Origin of the sequence: Bifidobacterium bohemicum DSM 22767, assembly GCF_000741525.1 — a bacterium.
Taxonomy (GTDB): Bacteria; Actinomycetota; Actinomycetes; order Actinomycetales; family Bifidobacteriaceae; genus Bifidobacterium; species Bifidobacterium bohemicum.
The window spans coordinates 704098-720461 of record NZ_JGYP01000002.1 but is presented as its reverse complement, the minus strand read 5'-3'; the positions used below and the strand labels follow the sequence as shown (position 1 = coordinate 720461).

The following is a 16364-nucleotide window of genomic DNA, read 5'->3' as shown; positions in this document are numbered from 1 at the left end:
CCGATGATGCAGAATAGGGCAGTATAGGCGTGCGGGTATTCTAATAATGGTGAAATAACGCGAATTCGGAGGTCGATTATGCCCGGAATCATTCTTATCGGTACCCAATGGGGGGACGAAGGCAAAGGCAAGGCGACCGACCTTATCGGCACGAAGGTCGATTATGTCGCACGGTTCAACGGCGGCAACAACGCAGGCCATACGGTGGTGGTCGGTGACGAGACCTACGCGCTGCACCTGCTGCCCAGCGGCATCGTCAACCCACAGGTCACCCCCGTCATCGGCAACGGCGTGGTGGTCGACCCTGAGGTGCTGTTCAAGGAGATTGACGGCCTTGAATCCCGTGGCGTCGATTGTTCGCGGCTGCGGGTGAGCGAGTCCGCCCAGATTATCGCCCCGTATCACCGTGTCCTCGACCGGGTGACCGAGCGGTTCCTAGGCAAGCACAAGATCGGCACCACCGGCCGCGGCATCGGCCCGGCATACGCGGACAAGATCAACCGCGTAGGTATCCGTGTGCACGACCTGTTGGACGCCGAACGCCTGCGCGACAAGGTCGAGGCAAGCCTGCACCAGAAGAACCAGATGCTCGTCAAAATCTACGACTCCAGCCCAATCGACGTAGACGAAACCACCGACGAGCTTCTCAAACTCGGTGAGCGGCTGAAACCCTACATCGCCAACACGTCACTGCTGCTCAACCGTGCGCTTGACGAAGGCAAGACGGTCCTGTTCGAAGGCGGCCAGGCCACCATGCTCGACGTCGACCACGGCACCTACCCGTACGTCACTTCATCAAACCCCACCGCCGGCGGAGCATGCACCGGAACCGGCGTGGGGCCGACCAAGATCGGCCGCGTCATCGGCATAGCCAAGGCGTACGTCACGCGTGTGGGCGAAGGTCCGTTCCCCACCGAGCTTAACGACGATGCCGGCGAATGGCTGCGCAACCAAGGCCACGAGTTCGGCGTGACCACCGGCCGCCCGCGCCGCTGCGGCTGGTTCGACACCGTCGTGACGCGCTACGCCACGCAGGTCAACGGTCTGACCGACATCGTGCTCACCAAGCTCGACGTGCTCACCGGTCTGAACGAAATACCGATCTGCGTCGCCTACGACGTGGACAACGGCGACGGCACACACACCCGTTACGAGGACATGCCCGTCGACCAGGCCGCGTTCGCCAAGGCCACGCCGGTCTACGAAACCATGCCCGGCTGGACCGAGGATATCTCCCACGCCCACCGTTTCGAGGACCTCCCCGCTGCCACCCAGGCTTACGTCAAGCGGCTCGAGGAGCTTTCCAACTGCCGCATCTCCGCCATCGGCACCGGCCCGCAGCGCGACCACATCATTCAAGTGCGCTCGCTGGTGGACTGAGCGCGAGGCTGAATGGTCGGGCGGTGATCGGCGTACCCGCCGACCGATTCGGCAGTCGGGCTGATTGGGGAAGTTGCTGGGTCTCTTTCGCTCCTGTCTCAGAACGTCGGTCGTGCAAGTGTCGGCTCGCGTTCGTAGCGTGCCTCCTCGTTAACGCGCTCTTGCCGGTCGCGCCATCGTTAGCTCAGACAATAGCGTTCTTCCGGTCACAGCTTGTCGCAGACCGCCTGGAGCGTGTCCAGCACATCCTTCTTCGCGGTGGTGAAGGCGATGCGTTCCTCCGTGAGAACAAGATCCCTGTTCATCATGTCGTATTCGGTTGCGTATTCATCGCCGTGATTGCTGATGTCCCCGGCGAGAGCGGCAAGATCGCCGGCCGTCAAATCAATATCGCCCATTAAAAGTCGAAGATGCTCAATTTCTTCATTGGATAGCATCCGGGCTCGTGTTTGGTGATCTGCTTTTAGTATCGAGGATATGTCGAACATATCTTTGGCTCGGTAGCTATTGCCTTGCTCGCCCCTTCGGGGATGTATCTTGGTGTAGCTTGGGCAGTGCTGGCACAATGACAGAAGTTTTTCGTCAACGAGTCTCGCGAGCAAAGAGGCTTCAATGCCTACGCCGTCCGAGTTGATTCTGTCGAGGGAGAACATTCGATTCGATAACGAGATCTCTATGGTGATACTTTGCCATGGTGTTTGTTGGTTGCTTTTGGTCGAATTGCTCCGAGGCGCGACGTGGACTATGATTCTGGCCAGCTTTTTGGCTCAGACTTGGCTGGCAGAGGTATCAGTTTGCACTGCCTGACTTCCATGTCCACATCGGCGAACTGCTCTTCGAGTGCAGTTTGTATGAGAAGACGTTCATCCTCCGTGATGGTATTTTCTTCCACGAACAGGTCAATGTCTTGGGAAGCACGGGTGGTTATGCCATATGCGATCAATGCTTGTCCGCCGCGTAGAGCGATTCTCCCGGCGAACTCGTCGATTGAAAAGAGCGCCGCGAGAGTTCTCTCGATGATTTCTTGGTGGGTTAGCTGACCGTTCGTCATTGTACGGCAATCCTTTCGGGGTAGTAGATTCCAATATTCGCGTCGAGTGCCGGGTTATGCATATTTTTTTCAAGATAAGTGATGAGCTCTTGTGTCGCAGGGCTCATGCGTTGGCGTACCAAGTCCTTCTGACGTTCGCTGTAACCTGCGCGATCCATGTAAAACAAGATGTTTTTGCCGTAAGGTAGCGAGTAGCGGCCTTCTTCAAGTAGCTGCATCATCCGCAGTATCTTCAGGCGATCCTTGGCCGCGTAAAATGCGTTCAGGACTTCTTGCGCGCCACCTGCATAATTCGGTTTGAGTACGCATTCGATCAGTGTTTTCTCCACGCCGCTTATCGCGATGCCAGCGGGAGCATGAGGCGCAGAGATTCGCGTGATTCCGTTATCGACCGTCGCTGATTTTTCGAGAAGATAGACCTCGCGTGTGACACCTTTGTAACGGAACGTGTATATGCTGTTCGTTGTTTTGGCGGGAACCGCGAACGTCTTCTCCAGTTGCGCTTGAGACAGTTTTTCCGGTTCCGGCATAGCCTTCGGCCGAGTTGCCTTCTTTTTGACATAGATGGGTTTCGGAATGTTCAACGTTAGATTCTGCAAGTAGAGGGCCGAATAGTGCGATGCATAGGTGTGTGGGGCCAAGGAGAGCGCTATGGCATAAGGCGAAACCTCCTTATGTCGAGTAACCAGCCTGGTTGTTGTCTTACCGTCTTTTTTGCAGGTTATTGAGATCTCTTCGAACAGGTCTGTTTCGGATGAGCTTAGATAATTCCTGAAATCGGTGAGCGTGGTGCGTTGGAGCAGAAGGCGCTTTTCGTTGAGGGTTTTGTAGATTGACTTGATAACGGTCTGATTCAAAACGTTGTTAAAGACGGCGCTTTCCGCCATCACCTCGTCGACGACATTGTCCTTATTCAGTTTTTTGTAAAAAACATACGAAGGAATCATCACTCAACGGTATCACACGCCGAATGATTTGACAAAGAATAGTAACATTGATAGTGTGCTAGTACATTATCAATTTCGATATCTCCTGTATTCAATAAAAAAAGACCTTCTTTTGTAACGATAAGTTGTATATATCTATAGGTTTATATACGGTACTAGTACTGTATATGAGTATGAAGTATTTGTCTTTTAACGACGTTGCTTTATTCGGTAGACGTGTGATGTCAGGTGTGCGCAGTCTTTGTAAAGAGGGCGTAGGAGTCGCCTCTGATCTACAACCTTTCTCGTGTCGGCCTAAAACCGTCGGACTGCTGGCCCTTGGGTTTCCGTTGTATGGGCCGGTGTCGCATTGGTCCGTGTGATGCGTTAACACGCAATGCGTATTATCGTCTGTTCCAGACCGTGTGTGTCTGGAGAGAAAGGAAAGGGTATGTTAAAGAAACGCTATGCGGTCGCCGCCTTTCTTGCGGCGGCGTGCATGATGTTCGCGGGCGCCGGTGTGGGTGCAGCGAACGCCGAGGAGGCTCCAAACTCTCCTTCTTCCGTGACCCCCCCCCCCAGTAGCCTCGTCCGCTAAGACGGCCGACAAGTCCGACGGGAACACGCAGGGCCAGGCCGACAAGTCCGACGGGCAGAAGATCGTCCTCGACATGCACGACAATCAGAGGGGGCACGGCAACGGATGCCGGCAAGCCCGCCGCGGTTAACAAGTCTGAGAAGCCCGCCGTTCCAACCCCATCTCCACAAGCGAAGGATTCGTCGACCAAGTCAGTTCCTGTCGGTCCGCAGTCCGGCGAAGACGCTGCCTTGCCGGATTCTGTCGTCATATCGAATGTGCGTGTCAGTGATATTGGCGCTCATACGGCTGACATCGCCTTTGACTATACAATTAAGCATAAGATTGAGCAGAAGCGGCCTGGCATGCTTAATCCAGACGGCAGGGAAATTAAATCCTACATGCCAGTAGTCGACTTCCTTCAAGTCACTAGCATGACACCGGAGACGACAGCGACTGAAGCATACGCGGGGAATAGTCCGGACTATTTTGGAGGTTCGTCCGACCCCGGGAGTGTTTCAGACGACAAGCTCGATGCTACTGCGTATCGGCGAATCTATGGATGGCATTCTCAAAATTGGTATCACTATGTTCCTGATGGCAGTAAAAGCGTCAAGGTAGCATCAGCCGTTCAGAATAAGAACTTCTATCGTTTCAGCGATACCAAGAAAGTTGATGGAGATATTAGTGGAACCAAACATATGACTTTGGTTGGTTTGGAACCATCCAAAGTTTATGACAATCATAATGTCAACGCAAATGGTGAGGTCTTGGACAAGGCAGGCGCTTCCAGTATCGTCGCGGCTCATGCTCAGGAGCTGGTTAAGCAGGGCAAGGCCGGGCAGAAGATCAATACTGATATCATGATGATGCGAGTTGGCTTCCAGACCGACGAGGAATCATGGACTGGTACTGCTAATGGCTTTGGAACTGAGAGCGGTACGGAGGGACATTTTGTCGATATTCCAGCTTTCACGACGAAGGCGGAGCCAAAGGCTCCTTCCGATAGTGATTTGAATACCGGCAACAAAGGGGACGTGGTGGCCCCCTCCAATCCGGTGGCCGATTCGCCCTCCCGCATCTACATCAAGCAGCTCATCGACCAGTGCAAGGCCAATGTGGACGGCGAAAATACCCCGGATTGCTTCTGGTCGGGTTATATCTATTCCAGTCCGACGCAACTCACCGATCCGACCGGCGCGCCGTTCCTTACGGTCAAGAAGGATGACAAGGGTTATTATGTCGAGCCGCTGCTGCCCGCCGACAAGACCGGCGAGCACAAGATCGCGCTGCTGGACCAGAACGGTGATCTTGCCGGGTGGACCGCGGTGAACATCGCCGCCAAGCCTGCGGCACCGCCGACCTCGGCGAACAAGGCCTCGGATGTGAAAACGGACCCGAAGGCCGCCGCGAATGGTGGCGAGCTCGCAAGCACGGGCGCTTCCGTGGCCGTCGTGGTGATCGCCGGTGTGGCATCGTTGGTGGCCGCGGCCGGTGCGTTGGTGCTGCGTCGTCACAGGGCGTGACTGACCTGCCGCGTGATTCGCGGTGTGGCTTGTGATGGCGCCACGCTACCCGTCCGGGGATAAATCCGGTTTCGGGGTGCGTTGCCTTGCAATGGCGTGAGGGCCGGGCCGCCGGTTGGGGATGCTGGATGGTTGTCGCATCCCCAACCGGCGGCCCGGCCCTCATACGGTTTCATAGGCTTCTTGGCGTCCCGCGCCCGCAAACCGCATGGTTCGGCCGCCGAACCATGCGGGCGGGTGCGGTCAGACCACTGGAATCGGCGTCACCACAGGCCGATGAGCTTCCACCAGAGCGTGCCTGCGCCCGCGTAGACGACGAGGTTGACGAGGCTGACGATGAAGCCGACCTTCCACCATTCCTTCTGGCTGATATAGCCGGTCGAGTAGTAGATGGACGCGGTTCCGGTGCCGTAATGGGTCATGCCGGGGGAGACGCAGGTGAGCAGACCGAGCAGCATGGTCGCCACGATCGGCGGCACGCCGAGCGAGACCAGAATAAGCGCGAACGGGATGAAGAACGTCTGCACGTGCACCAGCACGCTGGTGAGCAGGTAGTGCACATACAGATACAGCAGGACGAGCACCGCAACGGCGAGCCATGCGGGGATGCCGCGCACGCTTGAGGTCAGGCACTGCTTGATCCAGCCGACGACGCCCGTCTTGTTGAGATATTCGGTCACGCCGATCAGTGGCCCGAGCCAGAGCAGAATGTTCCAGCCCTGCTTTTCCGCGAACACATCGTCCAAATCGATGATGCGCAGGATGAGCAGCACGGTCAGGCCAAGCATCGCGATCAGGGTGTTGTCGAGCTTGGTGAGCGAAGAGGTGCCCCACAGCGCGACGACCACCACGAACACGGCGATCATCAGGTATTCGTTCAACGCCATTTTTGGCATCTTCTTCAATGCGTCCCGTGCGGCCGTGCGTACGACGGTCATGTCGGCACTCTGGTCCTGCGGATGGTGGATGGCGAGGATGACGATGGGTACGATCGCCGCGGCCAGCAGCGTCGGTACGCTGGCGTACGCGAACCATTGGAACCACGAGATTTTGATGTGGAATGTGCTGGCGGCCATGCTCGCAACCAGCGGGTTGGTGGCCATCGAGGTCAGGAAAAGCCCGCCGATGATGAGGTTCAGGTGGAACGTGGCCAGGGTGAGGAACGAGCTGACCGAGCGTTTGCTTTGGTCCTTCGGCTCGTTCAACGCCTCGACCAGCGATTGGTTGATGGGGAAAAGGATGCCGGCGCCGCGCGCGTTGGTGTTGGGGATGACCGGGGCCAGAATCAGGTCGCAGATGGCCATGACGTATGCCAATGCCAGTGGGCTACGGCCGAAATGGGCGATGAGCCAGTAGGCCATGCGCGCGCCGAGGTTCGTCTTGCGAAAACCGATGGCCATGAAGAATGCGAACAACACGAGCCACACCGGGGCCGATCCGAAGAACGAGATCAGCGTTGCGGCGGGCATCGTCGCGGTCAGGCCCAGCAGCGACATCATCGTCAGCGAAAGAATCGAAAGCGGGGCGACGTTGAACACGCAACCTGCGAGGAAGAACAGGACGATTGCGAAGCTGTGCCAGCCGGCGGGTTGTACGTGCGCCGGGGCGGGCGTGAACCACATCGCAATCAGGCCCACGCAACATAGTAGGAACAGGGCTAACGGAATTTTTTTCTTGGTAAGTGCTGAAGACATAATGGCGGTTCGGTCCTTTCGGAACATGGTGTAGCACACTGTTGTGGCTAGCTGGGATTATAACTGGACAGGTAGCGTTTCCGCGCCTTTAGTGCAGCGCGGAGACGGGCTCTACCGCCAGTGGCGGGAAAGTCACTCCGGATCCGTCCACGACGTACGCTCCTGCTGGGCCGGCGCCGACGGCGCGCGGCCAGGTCGCTGGTGCTGCCGTTCCATGCGGGGCTGGTGATGCCGCTCTTGTCGACCCAGGTGCCGGTTTGAGTGACGCCGGCGAACGCGGCGTTGCCGGCGTCCCAGCCGTTGAGGTCGAACGTGGCGAAGCTGGTGTTGTTGGCGAAGAGGAATTGCATGTCGGTGACGTTGCCGAACGTCGGTGAATCGTCGGGCACCTTGCCGTTCGCTCTTTCCTGTGCGTATCGCATCGCTTCGAGGGTGACTTTGGTTGCTTGATATGTTTTACCGTCTGGTGCAGTTGGTGCAAATTTCGCATGTTGTTGTTTTCCCTGACGGCAACGAATAGCATAACTATACTTAAGCTAACTATACTTATGTTAAGTGTAGTTATGTTGCGATAGACTAGTTGCATCATCGATGTTAGGGCCGAAGCGAACCGGAGGGCTGGCATGTTCATTGGCAGAAAGCAGGAATTGCAAGCGCTGGAGGCGCTGTATGCGCGACATGACTATGAGATGGTGGTGCTATATGGCCGTAGGCGGGTCGGCAAGACTGCCTTGATCGATGAATTCGTGCGTGGCAAGCCGGTTGTTTACATTTCGGCGTTGCAGCAAAGTTCAAAGCTGAATCTCGAGCTTTTCTCCCACGAGGTCTATCGTTGTTTCGGCATCCCCGAAGGTACGCCGGGGTTTCCGGATTGGCGTTCGGCGCTGGACTATCTGGTCGACCGCGCAAAAGAGGCGAAGTCCGGTGAACGCAAACCGTTCGTCTTTGTCTTTGACGAGTTTCCGTATGCCGCTGAAGCGAATCGCGCGTTGCCTTCTTTGCTGCAAGTGGCCATCGATCACGGGTTCAAAAACACCCCGGTGATGATTATCCTTTCCGGCAGCAACCAAGGTTTCATGGAAAGTGAGGTGCTCGGCTCAAAGAGTCCCTTGTTCGGCAGACGGACCGCCCAGATCAGGCTGCAGCCTCTCGATTATTACGACGCTGCGGGTTTTCTAGGGGATGCCGGTTCCGAAGAGCGTGTGGATTACTATGCGACCTTTGGCGGCACGCCGTATTACCTCGAGCGTATCGATCCCAAGAAAAGCTACCGTGAGAACGTCGTCGATCTGATATATTCCAAACTCGGAATGCTCGGTGAAGAACCCATGATGTTGCTGAGGGAGGAGACGCGCGACCCCGCGATTTATTATTCTGTGCTACAGGCCATCGCGGCAGGCAGCAATACGCCGAAACTCATTGCCGAACATGCTGGACTCGAGACTTCGGCTATCAGTAATTATCTGAAGACGCTGATGGATCTGGGGCTGGTCGAGCGCATGGTGCCGTTCGGCGAGAACGTCTTGACGTCGCGGAAAAGCAGGTATGCCATCGGCGATCCGTTTTTTGCTTATTGGTTCCGATTCGTTGCGCGGAAACTGGCCGTCATCGAGTCAGGCGGAGGGCCGGGGTTGGCCAAGTCTTCCGCATTTGGCGAGGTGTTCGAAACGTATGTGGGAGGCCGGTTTGAGAATATCTGCCGGCAATGGCTGGTACGGCAGAACGTGGCCGGCGACCTGCCGTTTCCGGCGACAGGGTTCGGCAAGTGGTGGGGCAACGACCCGCAGGCGCGTGAGCAGACGGATATCGACGTGGTGGTCGCCAACGACGAGGAGCAGCGGATTCTGCTGGGCGAATGCAAGTGGAGGAATTCCTTCAACGAGGTCGAGGCGATCGACAAACTACAGGCGCGTGCCGGGCTGGTCAAGGGGTTCCCCATCGGGAAGACGGAGTTTTTGCTTTTCAGCAAAAACCGTGTCAGCAAAGGGACGTTGGAGTGTTATCGGGACGATCGTCGCATGCGGTTCGTCGCCACGGATGATCTATACCGGTGAATCGCGGAGCTCTTCGGCGCAATCCGGGTCGAATCGGTAAGGGCGGCGCAAGTCGTTTGCAAATTCGGATGATTGCGATTATTCGTTTGCTTTGATTTGGGATTGTTGCGCCGCAGTAAAGATAATGTAGGATTATCGATGCTTCCAATGCCGGATCGTGGAGGTCAAGGCTTCCGGCGATTTCCTTAGGCGACAGGGCAAGGTCCTGACGGCTATCGGCGACGCGCTGGACGTGCCGGATTCCAGCCGGCTGATCATCTACCGCGTTGACGCGTCGCGGATGGTGCGCAGGCTTAAAGTCGTCCCCCCCCCCAGGATTATTTGCGGTTCGCAGATAAATAACATAACCACACTTAAGATAACCGTAGTTATGCTAAGTATGGCCCGAATTCTATTTAGAACTCGTGGTGTTTCTGCGTCGGCCTATCGAAAACTGGAATATAAGAATCCGTCATTATATCGTTGTGCCAGGCATGAAGATACATAAAAGTATGGGAGGAATCTGCCTTCAATCTCTGGGCCGGTACTTATGGGAATGACCGGTTTGGAGTTCCTTGTGGGTGTGCATGTCGTCACCTTCGGCGGAGCGGGGGACAAATTCCTGCACATATTCGCGGATTTCGGCGAGGGGATTATCTCTGGCACGGTTCTTTTGCTCGACAGCGTGGTTGTATGTGCTCGCGTCGAACGTCATGTTCATGTTGAGCGACAATTCGCTTCTTTACTGTAGGAAGTTTTTAACCAGCGCTGTCATAGTATCCTTTTCTGACGGTTTTGAAAGCGCGATTTGCTGCGTAGGTTGCCGTGGCACTTCATTGGAAGGTTTGTCAGCCATCTCCGCCTCCATCATTAAACGTATATGAAAACGTATACGTCTATTGTATGGGGTGCGGTATTAAAAACGGGTTACAGGCCGGAATATTTGGTTTATTGCCCGATTGGCTTGGCCGTTGGAGTATTTTTCCGATATTCGGGCTGGGCTACTGACGTTCGCGGACGGCTAATGTGACTGTCGAAACACTGGTGAGCTTGTTTTCCGCGCACACCTCGACGCGCCACGTCTGCAGGGTTTTGCCGACATGTTCGGGGGTTGCGGTGGCGGTCAAGGTTCCTGACGCGACCGGCCGGAAATGATGTGTGCCGATGTCCACGCCGACGGCCAGGTGAGAGGCGTCAAGCCACTCCAAGGCTCCCAGGCTGGCGGCCTCCTCGGCCAAAGCCGCGTTGACGCCTCCGTGAAGGACGCCGAAAGGCTGCAACAGGTTTTCGGTGACGGGCAGGGACAGGATGACTTTCGTTCTGGAGACCTCCTGCCGGCTGATCCCAAGACAGTCTGCAAGCGACATGACGCTGAACCTCACTCCCATAAAGTGTTTGCGTGGCCGGTGGCCTGGACGTTCATATATAGCATAGCGTGCGGCGGGTGATGTAGTGTTGGATTCATGCAAAGGCAAAGGAGGGGGACAATGACCGACAGCCACGTTTTTCGGATTGTCAAACAGTACGATGAAATACTGTTCGACAGGTCCGAGCATATAGCCAAAATTACCATCAATCGTCCGGGAAAGCGCAACGCGTTCACGCCTAAAACGATCGAGGAGCTGATCGACGCCTTCACCATCTGCCGCGACGACGCGACGATCGGCGTCATCATCTTCACCGGCGCGGGCGACCTCGCCTTCTCCTCCGGTGGAGACCAAGGCGTGCGCGGCAACGGCGGGTACGTCGGCAGTGACCAGGTTCCGCGCCTCAACGTGCTCGACCTGCAGCACCTCATCCGCATCATCCCTAAGCCCGTCATCGCGATGGTCAAGGGCTGGTCGGTCGGCGGCGGCAACGTGCTGCAGCTGGTTTGCGACCTGACCATCGCCGCGGACAACGCCAAATTCGGTCAGACCGGTCCGAAGGTCGGCAGCTTCGACGCCGGCTATGGTTCAGGCCTATTGGCGGATGTCATCGGTCAGAAGCGGGCGAAGGAGGTGTGGTTCCTCGGCCACTTCTACAGCGCCGAAGAAGCGTTGCAAATGGGCTGGATCAACAAGGTCGTCCCGCTCGCGGACATCGAGGAGGAGACCCTCAAATGGTGCGATGAGCTGTTGACCAAGTCGCCGATGGCCTTGCGCTTCATCAAGGCTTCCATGAACGCGGCGACCGACGGGCTCGCGGGTCTGCAACAGTTCGGCGGCGACGCGACGATGCTCTTCTACACCACCGATGAGGCCAAGGAGGGGCGTGACGCCTTCAACCAGAAGCGCGAGCCTGATTTCGACCAGTTCCCGAAATTCCCGTGATCGTCGGTTGCCGTGGGTCGCTTTGGTCGCGCGGAGTCCTGCGAATGAACTGGCTTTCAGATGTGGACAAGTGTCGTTTGTTCGCCGGTTGTTGAGGGTCCGGTGATGGAACGGACTCTGTGATGGTGTGAGGTGCCGTTTCGTGACAGGTTCCTGGAATTGAGTTGCGGGTGCGACGAGTTGGGGAGTTGCTATGGATAACTGGGTGTTGAGACGCGTGATGCTTACCCCGGAGCGTGTGGCCGTGGACGACGGCGAGGTGCGTTATACGTTCGCCGACGTGTTCAAGCAGGCGCAACGATTGGGCGCGGTGCTCGACGAGTACGGTGCATTCGCCGCGCAACGCGTCGCAATGGTCTCCAACAACACCATGCGTGGCTATCTGCTCGCCGTCACGCTGCTGCTATACGGCAAGACGGTGGTGTGGCTCAACAAGCGTCTGACCGACGACGAGTTGCGTCAGCAGATGCACGACGCCGGCGTGGTCAGCTGTCTTAAGGACGACGGCCTTTCTCCGCGATTGCTGGGCGATGCTCCTGCGTTAGGTGAGGTCCGTGTCATAGGTTTCGATGAGATTTTCGGGCGAGCGGGTCAGCGTGAAGGTGGCCGGTTGACGGGTGACGGCAGGGTCGCCGCCAGTAAAGGTGAGGTTCGGCAGAAGGACGATGGGAGTATCGATGGCGACTCCGACGTGTCGGTCGTCTCGGTCCTGTCGGATTCGGTGTCCCCGTCAATCCAGCCGAGCCTGTCAACACCGTCAACCCTGCCGAGTCCGCTGATTCCGCGGGAATTCGACGACGACCACGTGGTGAGTATCATGTTCACCTCCGGTTCCACCGGCCCAGCAAAAGGCGTGCAGCAGACGGTGCGCAACCACTTCGTCTCGGCCACGGGCGTGGCGCTGAATCTGGGCGCCGACCCGGCCGATGAGTGGCTCTGCGCCGTCCCGATTTTCCATATCAGCGGATATTCCATTATCTTGCGTGGCCTGATTTTCGGTGTGACGGTGCGCCTGATGGGGCATTTCGATGCCGCCGAAATGGAACGAATTCTTACGGACGAGCCGGTGACGTGGATATCCGTGGTGCCCACGATGCTCAAGCAATTGGTGTCAGAACGCGAGCGCCGGGCAGCTTCAGGCCTGGGCTACTCGCCGTCGTTCAAGGGTTTCATCCTCGGTGGAGAGAAGAGTGACTCCTCGTTGCTGGAACGTTGCGATCGGTTGGGCATGGTGGTGGTGCGTTCGTACGGGATGACCGAAACATGCTCGCAAATCGTCGGCACCGCCATTGCCGACGGCCTTCGCAAGCCCCTTTCCAGCGGCAAACCCTACTTCACCACGTCGTTGAAGCTGGATGAGTCGAGCGGTGAGATACTGGTCAAAACCGGCGCGCTCACCCCCGGCTACATCAACAGACCGGGCGCGCTTGAGGCCAAGAAAACCACTGATGGATGGTACCGCACGGGCGATGTTGGCCATTTCGACGAGGATGGCTATCTTTATGTTGACGGCCGGCTCGACAACATGCTGATTTCCGGCGGTGAGCACGTATTCCCGGAGGAGATCGAGCGCATCTACGCGGATTGTCCGTATGTGGATGAGATCGCCGTAACCGCCGAAACGGACGAGACTTGGGGCGAGGTGCCGGTGGCGTATGTGGTGGCGCATGGAGCCGACGGGTCGCTTACCGCCCGCCTGCGTGATTTCGGTCGTGAGCGGCTTCCGCATTATAAGGTTCCGCACCGTTTCTACCTTGTAGAGACCCTGCCCCGCACCAGCACTGGCAAGATTCGCCGTTTCCTGCTCGGGCGGTGTCATACGCCCGGCATGTCGTTGGCGTGACCATCGCCCGCCCCGTCGCGGCACGTTCGTGCGTGGTGGTTTTGTGGGCTGTTTGTTTACCGTATCAATCGGCAGGTGGTGCGCGTTTCGTCGTCACTGTGCCAAAGGGCGAACGTCGGGGGTTCCAATCTTCCGCATGTCCCATCCCGAAGCGAGCTTAAACCTCCAACAGCCAGTCGAGTAGGTTGATTTGTTTGATGCCGTTATGGTCGCCATTGCCGATTCGGTCAAGAGTCAGCAGGGTCTTTTGGTGGTTGTCGTTGATGCTTTGCAGCGGCTCAAGCTCGCGGGTCAGTGTCGCGCTGTCGAGAACGGTTTGCGAGACTTGGTAGTAGTGCACTCCGTCGGCATCGGTTGCGCAGAAATCGATCTCCTTATTGCCTGCCTTGCCGACGGAGACTGTCGGGTAGCGGCGCAACAGTTCAAGCTAGACCACGTTCTCGATGCGATGACCGGTGTCGCCGACCGATTTGCCAAGAAACAGAATCTGAAGCCGGGGTCGCCGAGGCAGTATTTTCCCGTTGTTTGCAAATAGGATTTACCCTTGATGTCGTATCTGTCGGCGCGGAACAGCAGGTAATTGTCGCAAAGGGCGGATATGTATTCGCGTATGGTGTTGCGTGAAACCGCGGTATGCGCTTGTTTCATACGGTTCGCGATGTCGGTTATCGAGGTGAGATTCCCTGCGTTGTCCGCAAGGAATGCGGCAACTTCATTGAACGCCGGCATGTCTATTTTGGGACGTCTTGCCACGATGCCTTTCACCAGGATCGTGTTGAACACGCCTCCAAGGTAGTCGTCAATGCTCTGTTCGTCGTTCAGATGGGTCGTGTAGGGCATTCCGCCGTAAGTGAGGTACCGTTGGAACGTCTGGTCGGCGGTCTTGGACTCCGGCCGCGTGGTGCGATATTCGGCGAAGGAAAGCGGGAACATGGTCAGCTCCACGTACCGTCCAGTCGGCAGTCGTCGCAAGCTCGTTTGAGAGCAGCTTCACATTCGAGCCAAGACAGACAGTACGGACGGTTGATCATATGAACCCTTTGCGCCACTCGTTATTAGAACTGTCGGTCTATTGACAGGTTTAGCAGAAATTATTGAAAAACCGTCATCAGACTGACCGAATTTTATATCGCTGGGTATTTTGGTCAATCTATTGACCGAATGTTTTGGTAAGGTGGAGGCGTTAGGTAGAATGCCGGTAAATATCGGAATGACTGATTTCCTTGATGGGGAAGAGTCGCCGGATAATCCCGGTTGGAATTGCCTGCTCGCGGTCTTTATCGGCTCTGCTTCGTTGGCTGCCCGTGCGCCTGTTCAGGCCGTTCGGGCATGACGTCCATCTCGTCGAGCTTGACGATGTGGGTGCGGTGAGTGAATTTATAGCCGAAGTAGAGGACGGCCACGAGGATGACGCTGAAATAGGTCATCAGCAGCTTGCCCCAGTCGCCGGAGGCGAAGGCCGGGATATCCTGGCCGCAGATCACGATCAGACAGACCGCGATGGCCAGGACCGGGCCGAACGGGAAGAGCCTGGCATGGTATTTGAGCTCGGAAAGGTCGTGGCCCTGCCGTTTGAAGGCCAGGCGGAAGCGCAGATGGCTCAGCGCGATGCCGATCCATGAGATGAAGCCGGTCAGGCCGGTGGCGGTGACGAGCCACATGTAGAATTTCGGTCCGAAGATGCTTGACGAGAAGGCAAGCGCCTCGATGCACAGTGTGGTGATCAACGCCGCCAGCGGTACGCCGCGTTTGGTGGTGGTGCCTAGGAATCTGGGGGCGTAGCCGTCCTTGGCCATGCCGTACAGCATGCGGCTGGAGGCGTAGGCACCCGTGTTGACGGCCGAAAGGATCGAGGTGAGCACCACCGCGTTCATCACGCTCGCGGCGGCGGCCAGGCCGGCCTTTTCGAAGACGATGGTGAACGGTGACATTGCGACGTTGCTGTCGGAGGCGCCCAGCAGGTTCGGGTCCGTGTACGGGATGATCGCGGCGATGACGAAAATCGACAGTAGGTAGAACAGCACGATCCGCCAGAAGACGTTGTTGATCGCCTTCGGCACGGCCTGACTTGGGTTTTCCGACTCGCCGGCGGTGACGCCTACGACCTCGGTGCCTTGGAACGAGTATCCGGCGATCAGAAAGACGCCCATAATCGCGGGCAGACCGCCGATGAACGGGCCGCCCTTGTAGGTGAAGTTCCTCAGGCCGACCGCCGGCTGGAACATGATGCCGCAGATCATCAGCAGGCCCATGACGATGAAGACGATGATGGTGACCACTTTGATCAGCGCGAGCCAGAATTCCGTCTCGCCGAATGCCGAGACCACGAATGCGTTCAGGCAGAAGATGATGACGAGCATGGTCAGGCTCCACACCCAGCCCGGCGATTTCGGGAACCAGAACTGCATCAGCAGGGCAGCCGTGGAGATGTCGGTGGCGCCGGCGATCGCCCAGTTGAGCCAGTAATCCCAGCCCATCGCGAACCCTAGGGCCGGGTCGACGTATTTGGTGCTGTAGACGGCGAACGAGCCGGAGACGGGCATGTTCGTGGCCAGCTCGCCGAGGCTGGTCATCAAAAAGTAGATCATGACGCCCATGGCCGCGTAGGCCACGAGTCCGCCGCCGGGTCCGGCCTGCGCGATGGTGCCGCCGGAGGTCATGAAAAGCCCGGTGCCGATGCACCCTCCGAGGGCGATCATGGAGATGTGGCGGGTCTTGAGTTTGCGGACAAGGGCGTTGCGGTCGCGTCTTTTCGGAACGGCTGCGGTTGCGCCGCTGGCGGTGGTGTTGCTGTTGTCTGTTGTCTTGTCTGACTGACCGGTCATGTGGCGCTCCTCAATACGGGATTCCCTGCTCGTAATATGCCGCGACACCAGGTTATGTGGTGCGGCTGCCTACAGTCTAGGAGCGGGTGTCGATGTCGTCGCCGGGTCTTGATGACCCGGCACCGAAGTGCGATTTGTGAATCTGTCCATATCGTGCGGGGCTCCCGGTGTCTAATCATGGCATGGCGTATGGTGGA

Annotated in this window: 14 protein-coding genes and 1 pseudogene; 5 read left to right on the top strand and 10 right to left on the bottom strand. The window is 57.3% G+C overall.

What is annotated here, in order from left to right; genetic code table 11:
* Positions 1 to 78 precede the first annotated feature (78 nt).
* Positions 79 to 1380 (top strand): adenylosuccinate synthase, encoded by a 1302-nt coding sequence (locus BBOH_RS05215; protein WP_033522140.1) that lies wholly within the window; start codon positions 79 to 81, stop codon positions 1378 to 1380.
* A 206-nt stretch (positions 1381 to 1586) separates the two neighbouring features.
* On the opposite strand, the gene BBOH_RS08805 is transcribed toward BBOH_RS05215, so the two are convergent.
* The 3 genes from BBOH_RS08805 to BBOH_RS05200 form a co-directional block, all read right to left on the bottom strand.
* The gene (locus BBOH_RS08805) at positions 1587 to 2033 is read right to left on the bottom strand and encodes a hypothetical protein (RefSeq protein ID WP_143242485.1); all 447 of its coding nucleotides are present in this window, start codon (positions 2031 to 2033) and stop codon (positions 1587 to 1589) included.
* 89 nt (positions 2034 to 2122) lie between these two features.
* Positions 2123 to 2431 carry a nucleotidyl transferase AbiEii/AbiGii toxin family protein gene (locus BBOH_RS05205; RefSeq protein WP_033522142.1) on the bottom strand — a complete coding sequence of 103 codons (309 nt, stop codon included), beginning with the start codon at positions 2429 to 2431 and terminating at the stop codon, positions 2123 to 2125.
* On the bottom strand, positions 2428 to 3378 hold the full coding sequence (locus BBOH_RS05200) for a type IV toxin-antitoxin system AbiEi family antitoxin domain-containing protein (protein WP_033522143.1): 951 nt from the start codon (positions 3376 to 3378) through the stop codon (positions 2428 to 2430). The genes BBOH_RS05205 and BBOH_RS05200 overlap by 4 nt, the downstream gene beginning before the upstream one ends.
* Before the next feature lie 1257 nt (positions 3379 to 4635).
* On the opposite strand from BBOH_RS05200, the gene BBOH_RS05195 reads away from it, so the two are divergent.
* Positions 4636 to 5460 (top strand): LPXTG cell wall anchor domain-containing protein, encoded by an 825-nt coding sequence (locus tag BBOH_RS05195; RefSeq protein ID WP_033522145.1) that lies wholly within the window; start codon positions 4636 to 4638, stop codon positions 5458 to 5460.
* A gap of 263 nt (positions 5461 to 5723) precedes the next feature.
* On the opposite strand, the gene BBOH_RS05190 is transcribed toward BBOH_RS05195, so the two are convergent.
* Positions 5724 to 7097 carry a DASS family sodium-coupled anion symporter gene (locus BBOH_RS05190; RefSeq protein ID WP_033522146.1) on the bottom strand — a complete coding sequence of 458 codons (1374 nt, stop codon included), beginning with the start codon at positions 7095 to 7097 and terminating at the stop codon, positions 5724 to 5726.
* Between the two features lie 104 nt (positions 7098 to 7201).
* Entirely contained in the window at positions 7202 to 7576 is a 375-nt protein-coding gene (locus BBOH_RS05185; RefSeq protein ID WP_033522147.1) for a hypothetical protein, read from the bottom strand.
* Between the two features lie 201 nt (positions 7577 to 7777).
* Between BBOH_RS05185 and BBOH_RS05180 the strand changes: the two genes are divergently transcribed.
* The gene (locus BBOH_RS05180; RefSeq protein WP_033522148.1) at positions 7778 to 9208 is read left to right on the top strand and encodes an ATP-binding protein; all 1431 of its coding nucleotides are present in this window, start codon (positions 7778 to 7780) and stop codon (positions 9206 to 9208) included.
* A 508-nt stretch (positions 9209 to 9716) separates the two neighbouring features.
* Here BBOH_RS05180 and BBOH_RS09270 read toward each other — a convergent pair.
* Positions 9717 to 9920 (bottom strand): hypothetical protein, encoded by a 204-nt coding sequence (locus BBOH_RS09270; RefSeq protein ID WP_152595390.1) that lies wholly within the window; start codon positions 9918 to 9920, stop codon positions 9717 to 9719.
* 268 nt (positions 9921 to 10188) lie between these two features.
* Positions 10189 to 10554 (bottom strand): PaaI family thioesterase, encoded by a 366-nt coding sequence (locus tag BBOH_RS05165; protein ID WP_033522153.1) that lies wholly within the window; start codon positions 10552 to 10554, stop codon positions 10189 to 10191.
* A gap of 120 nt (positions 10555 to 10674) precedes the next feature.
* Here BBOH_RS05165 and menB point away from each other — a divergent pair, with 120 nt between their 5' ends.
* Entirely contained in the window at positions 10675 to 11499 is an 825-nt protein-coding gene (gene menB, locus BBOH_RS05160) for a 1,4-dihydroxy-2-naphthoyl-CoA synthase (protein ID WP_033522155.1), read from the top strand.
* A 193-nt stretch (positions 11500 to 11692) separates the two neighbouring features.
* Positions 11693 to 13342 carry an o-succinylbenzoate--CoA ligase gene (gene menE, locus BBOH_RS05155; protein ID WP_035140268.1) on the top strand — a complete coding sequence of 550 codons (1650 nt, stop codon included), beginning with the start codon at positions 11693 to 11695 and terminating at the stop codon, positions 13340 to 13342.
* A 157-nt stretch (positions 13343 to 13499) separates the two neighbouring features.
* On the opposite strand, the gene BBOH_RS09265 is transcribed toward menE, so the two are convergent.
* The 3 genes and pseudogenes from BBOH_RS09265 to BBOH_RS05145 form a co-directional block, all read right to left on the bottom strand.
* A complete protein-coding gene (locus tag BBOH_RS09265; protein WP_237743141.1) occupies positions 13500 to 13760 on the bottom strand; it encodes an ATP-binding protein in 261 nt (86 codons plus the stop codon).
* Between the two features lie 104 nt (positions 13761 to 13864).
* Positions 13865 to 14071 (bottom strand): annotated as a pseudogene (locus BBOH_RS09570) (DUF4143 domain-containing protein); the annotation flags it as partial.
* Positions 14072 to 14619: 548 nt separating this feature from the next.
* The gene (locus BBOH_RS05145) at positions 14620 to 16167 is read right to left on the bottom strand and encodes an amino acid permease (RefSeq protein WP_081930341.1); all 1548 of its coding nucleotides are present in this window, start codon (positions 16165 to 16167) and stop codon (positions 14620 to 14622) included.
* Between the last annotated feature and the right edge of the window lie 197 nt (positions 16168 to 16364).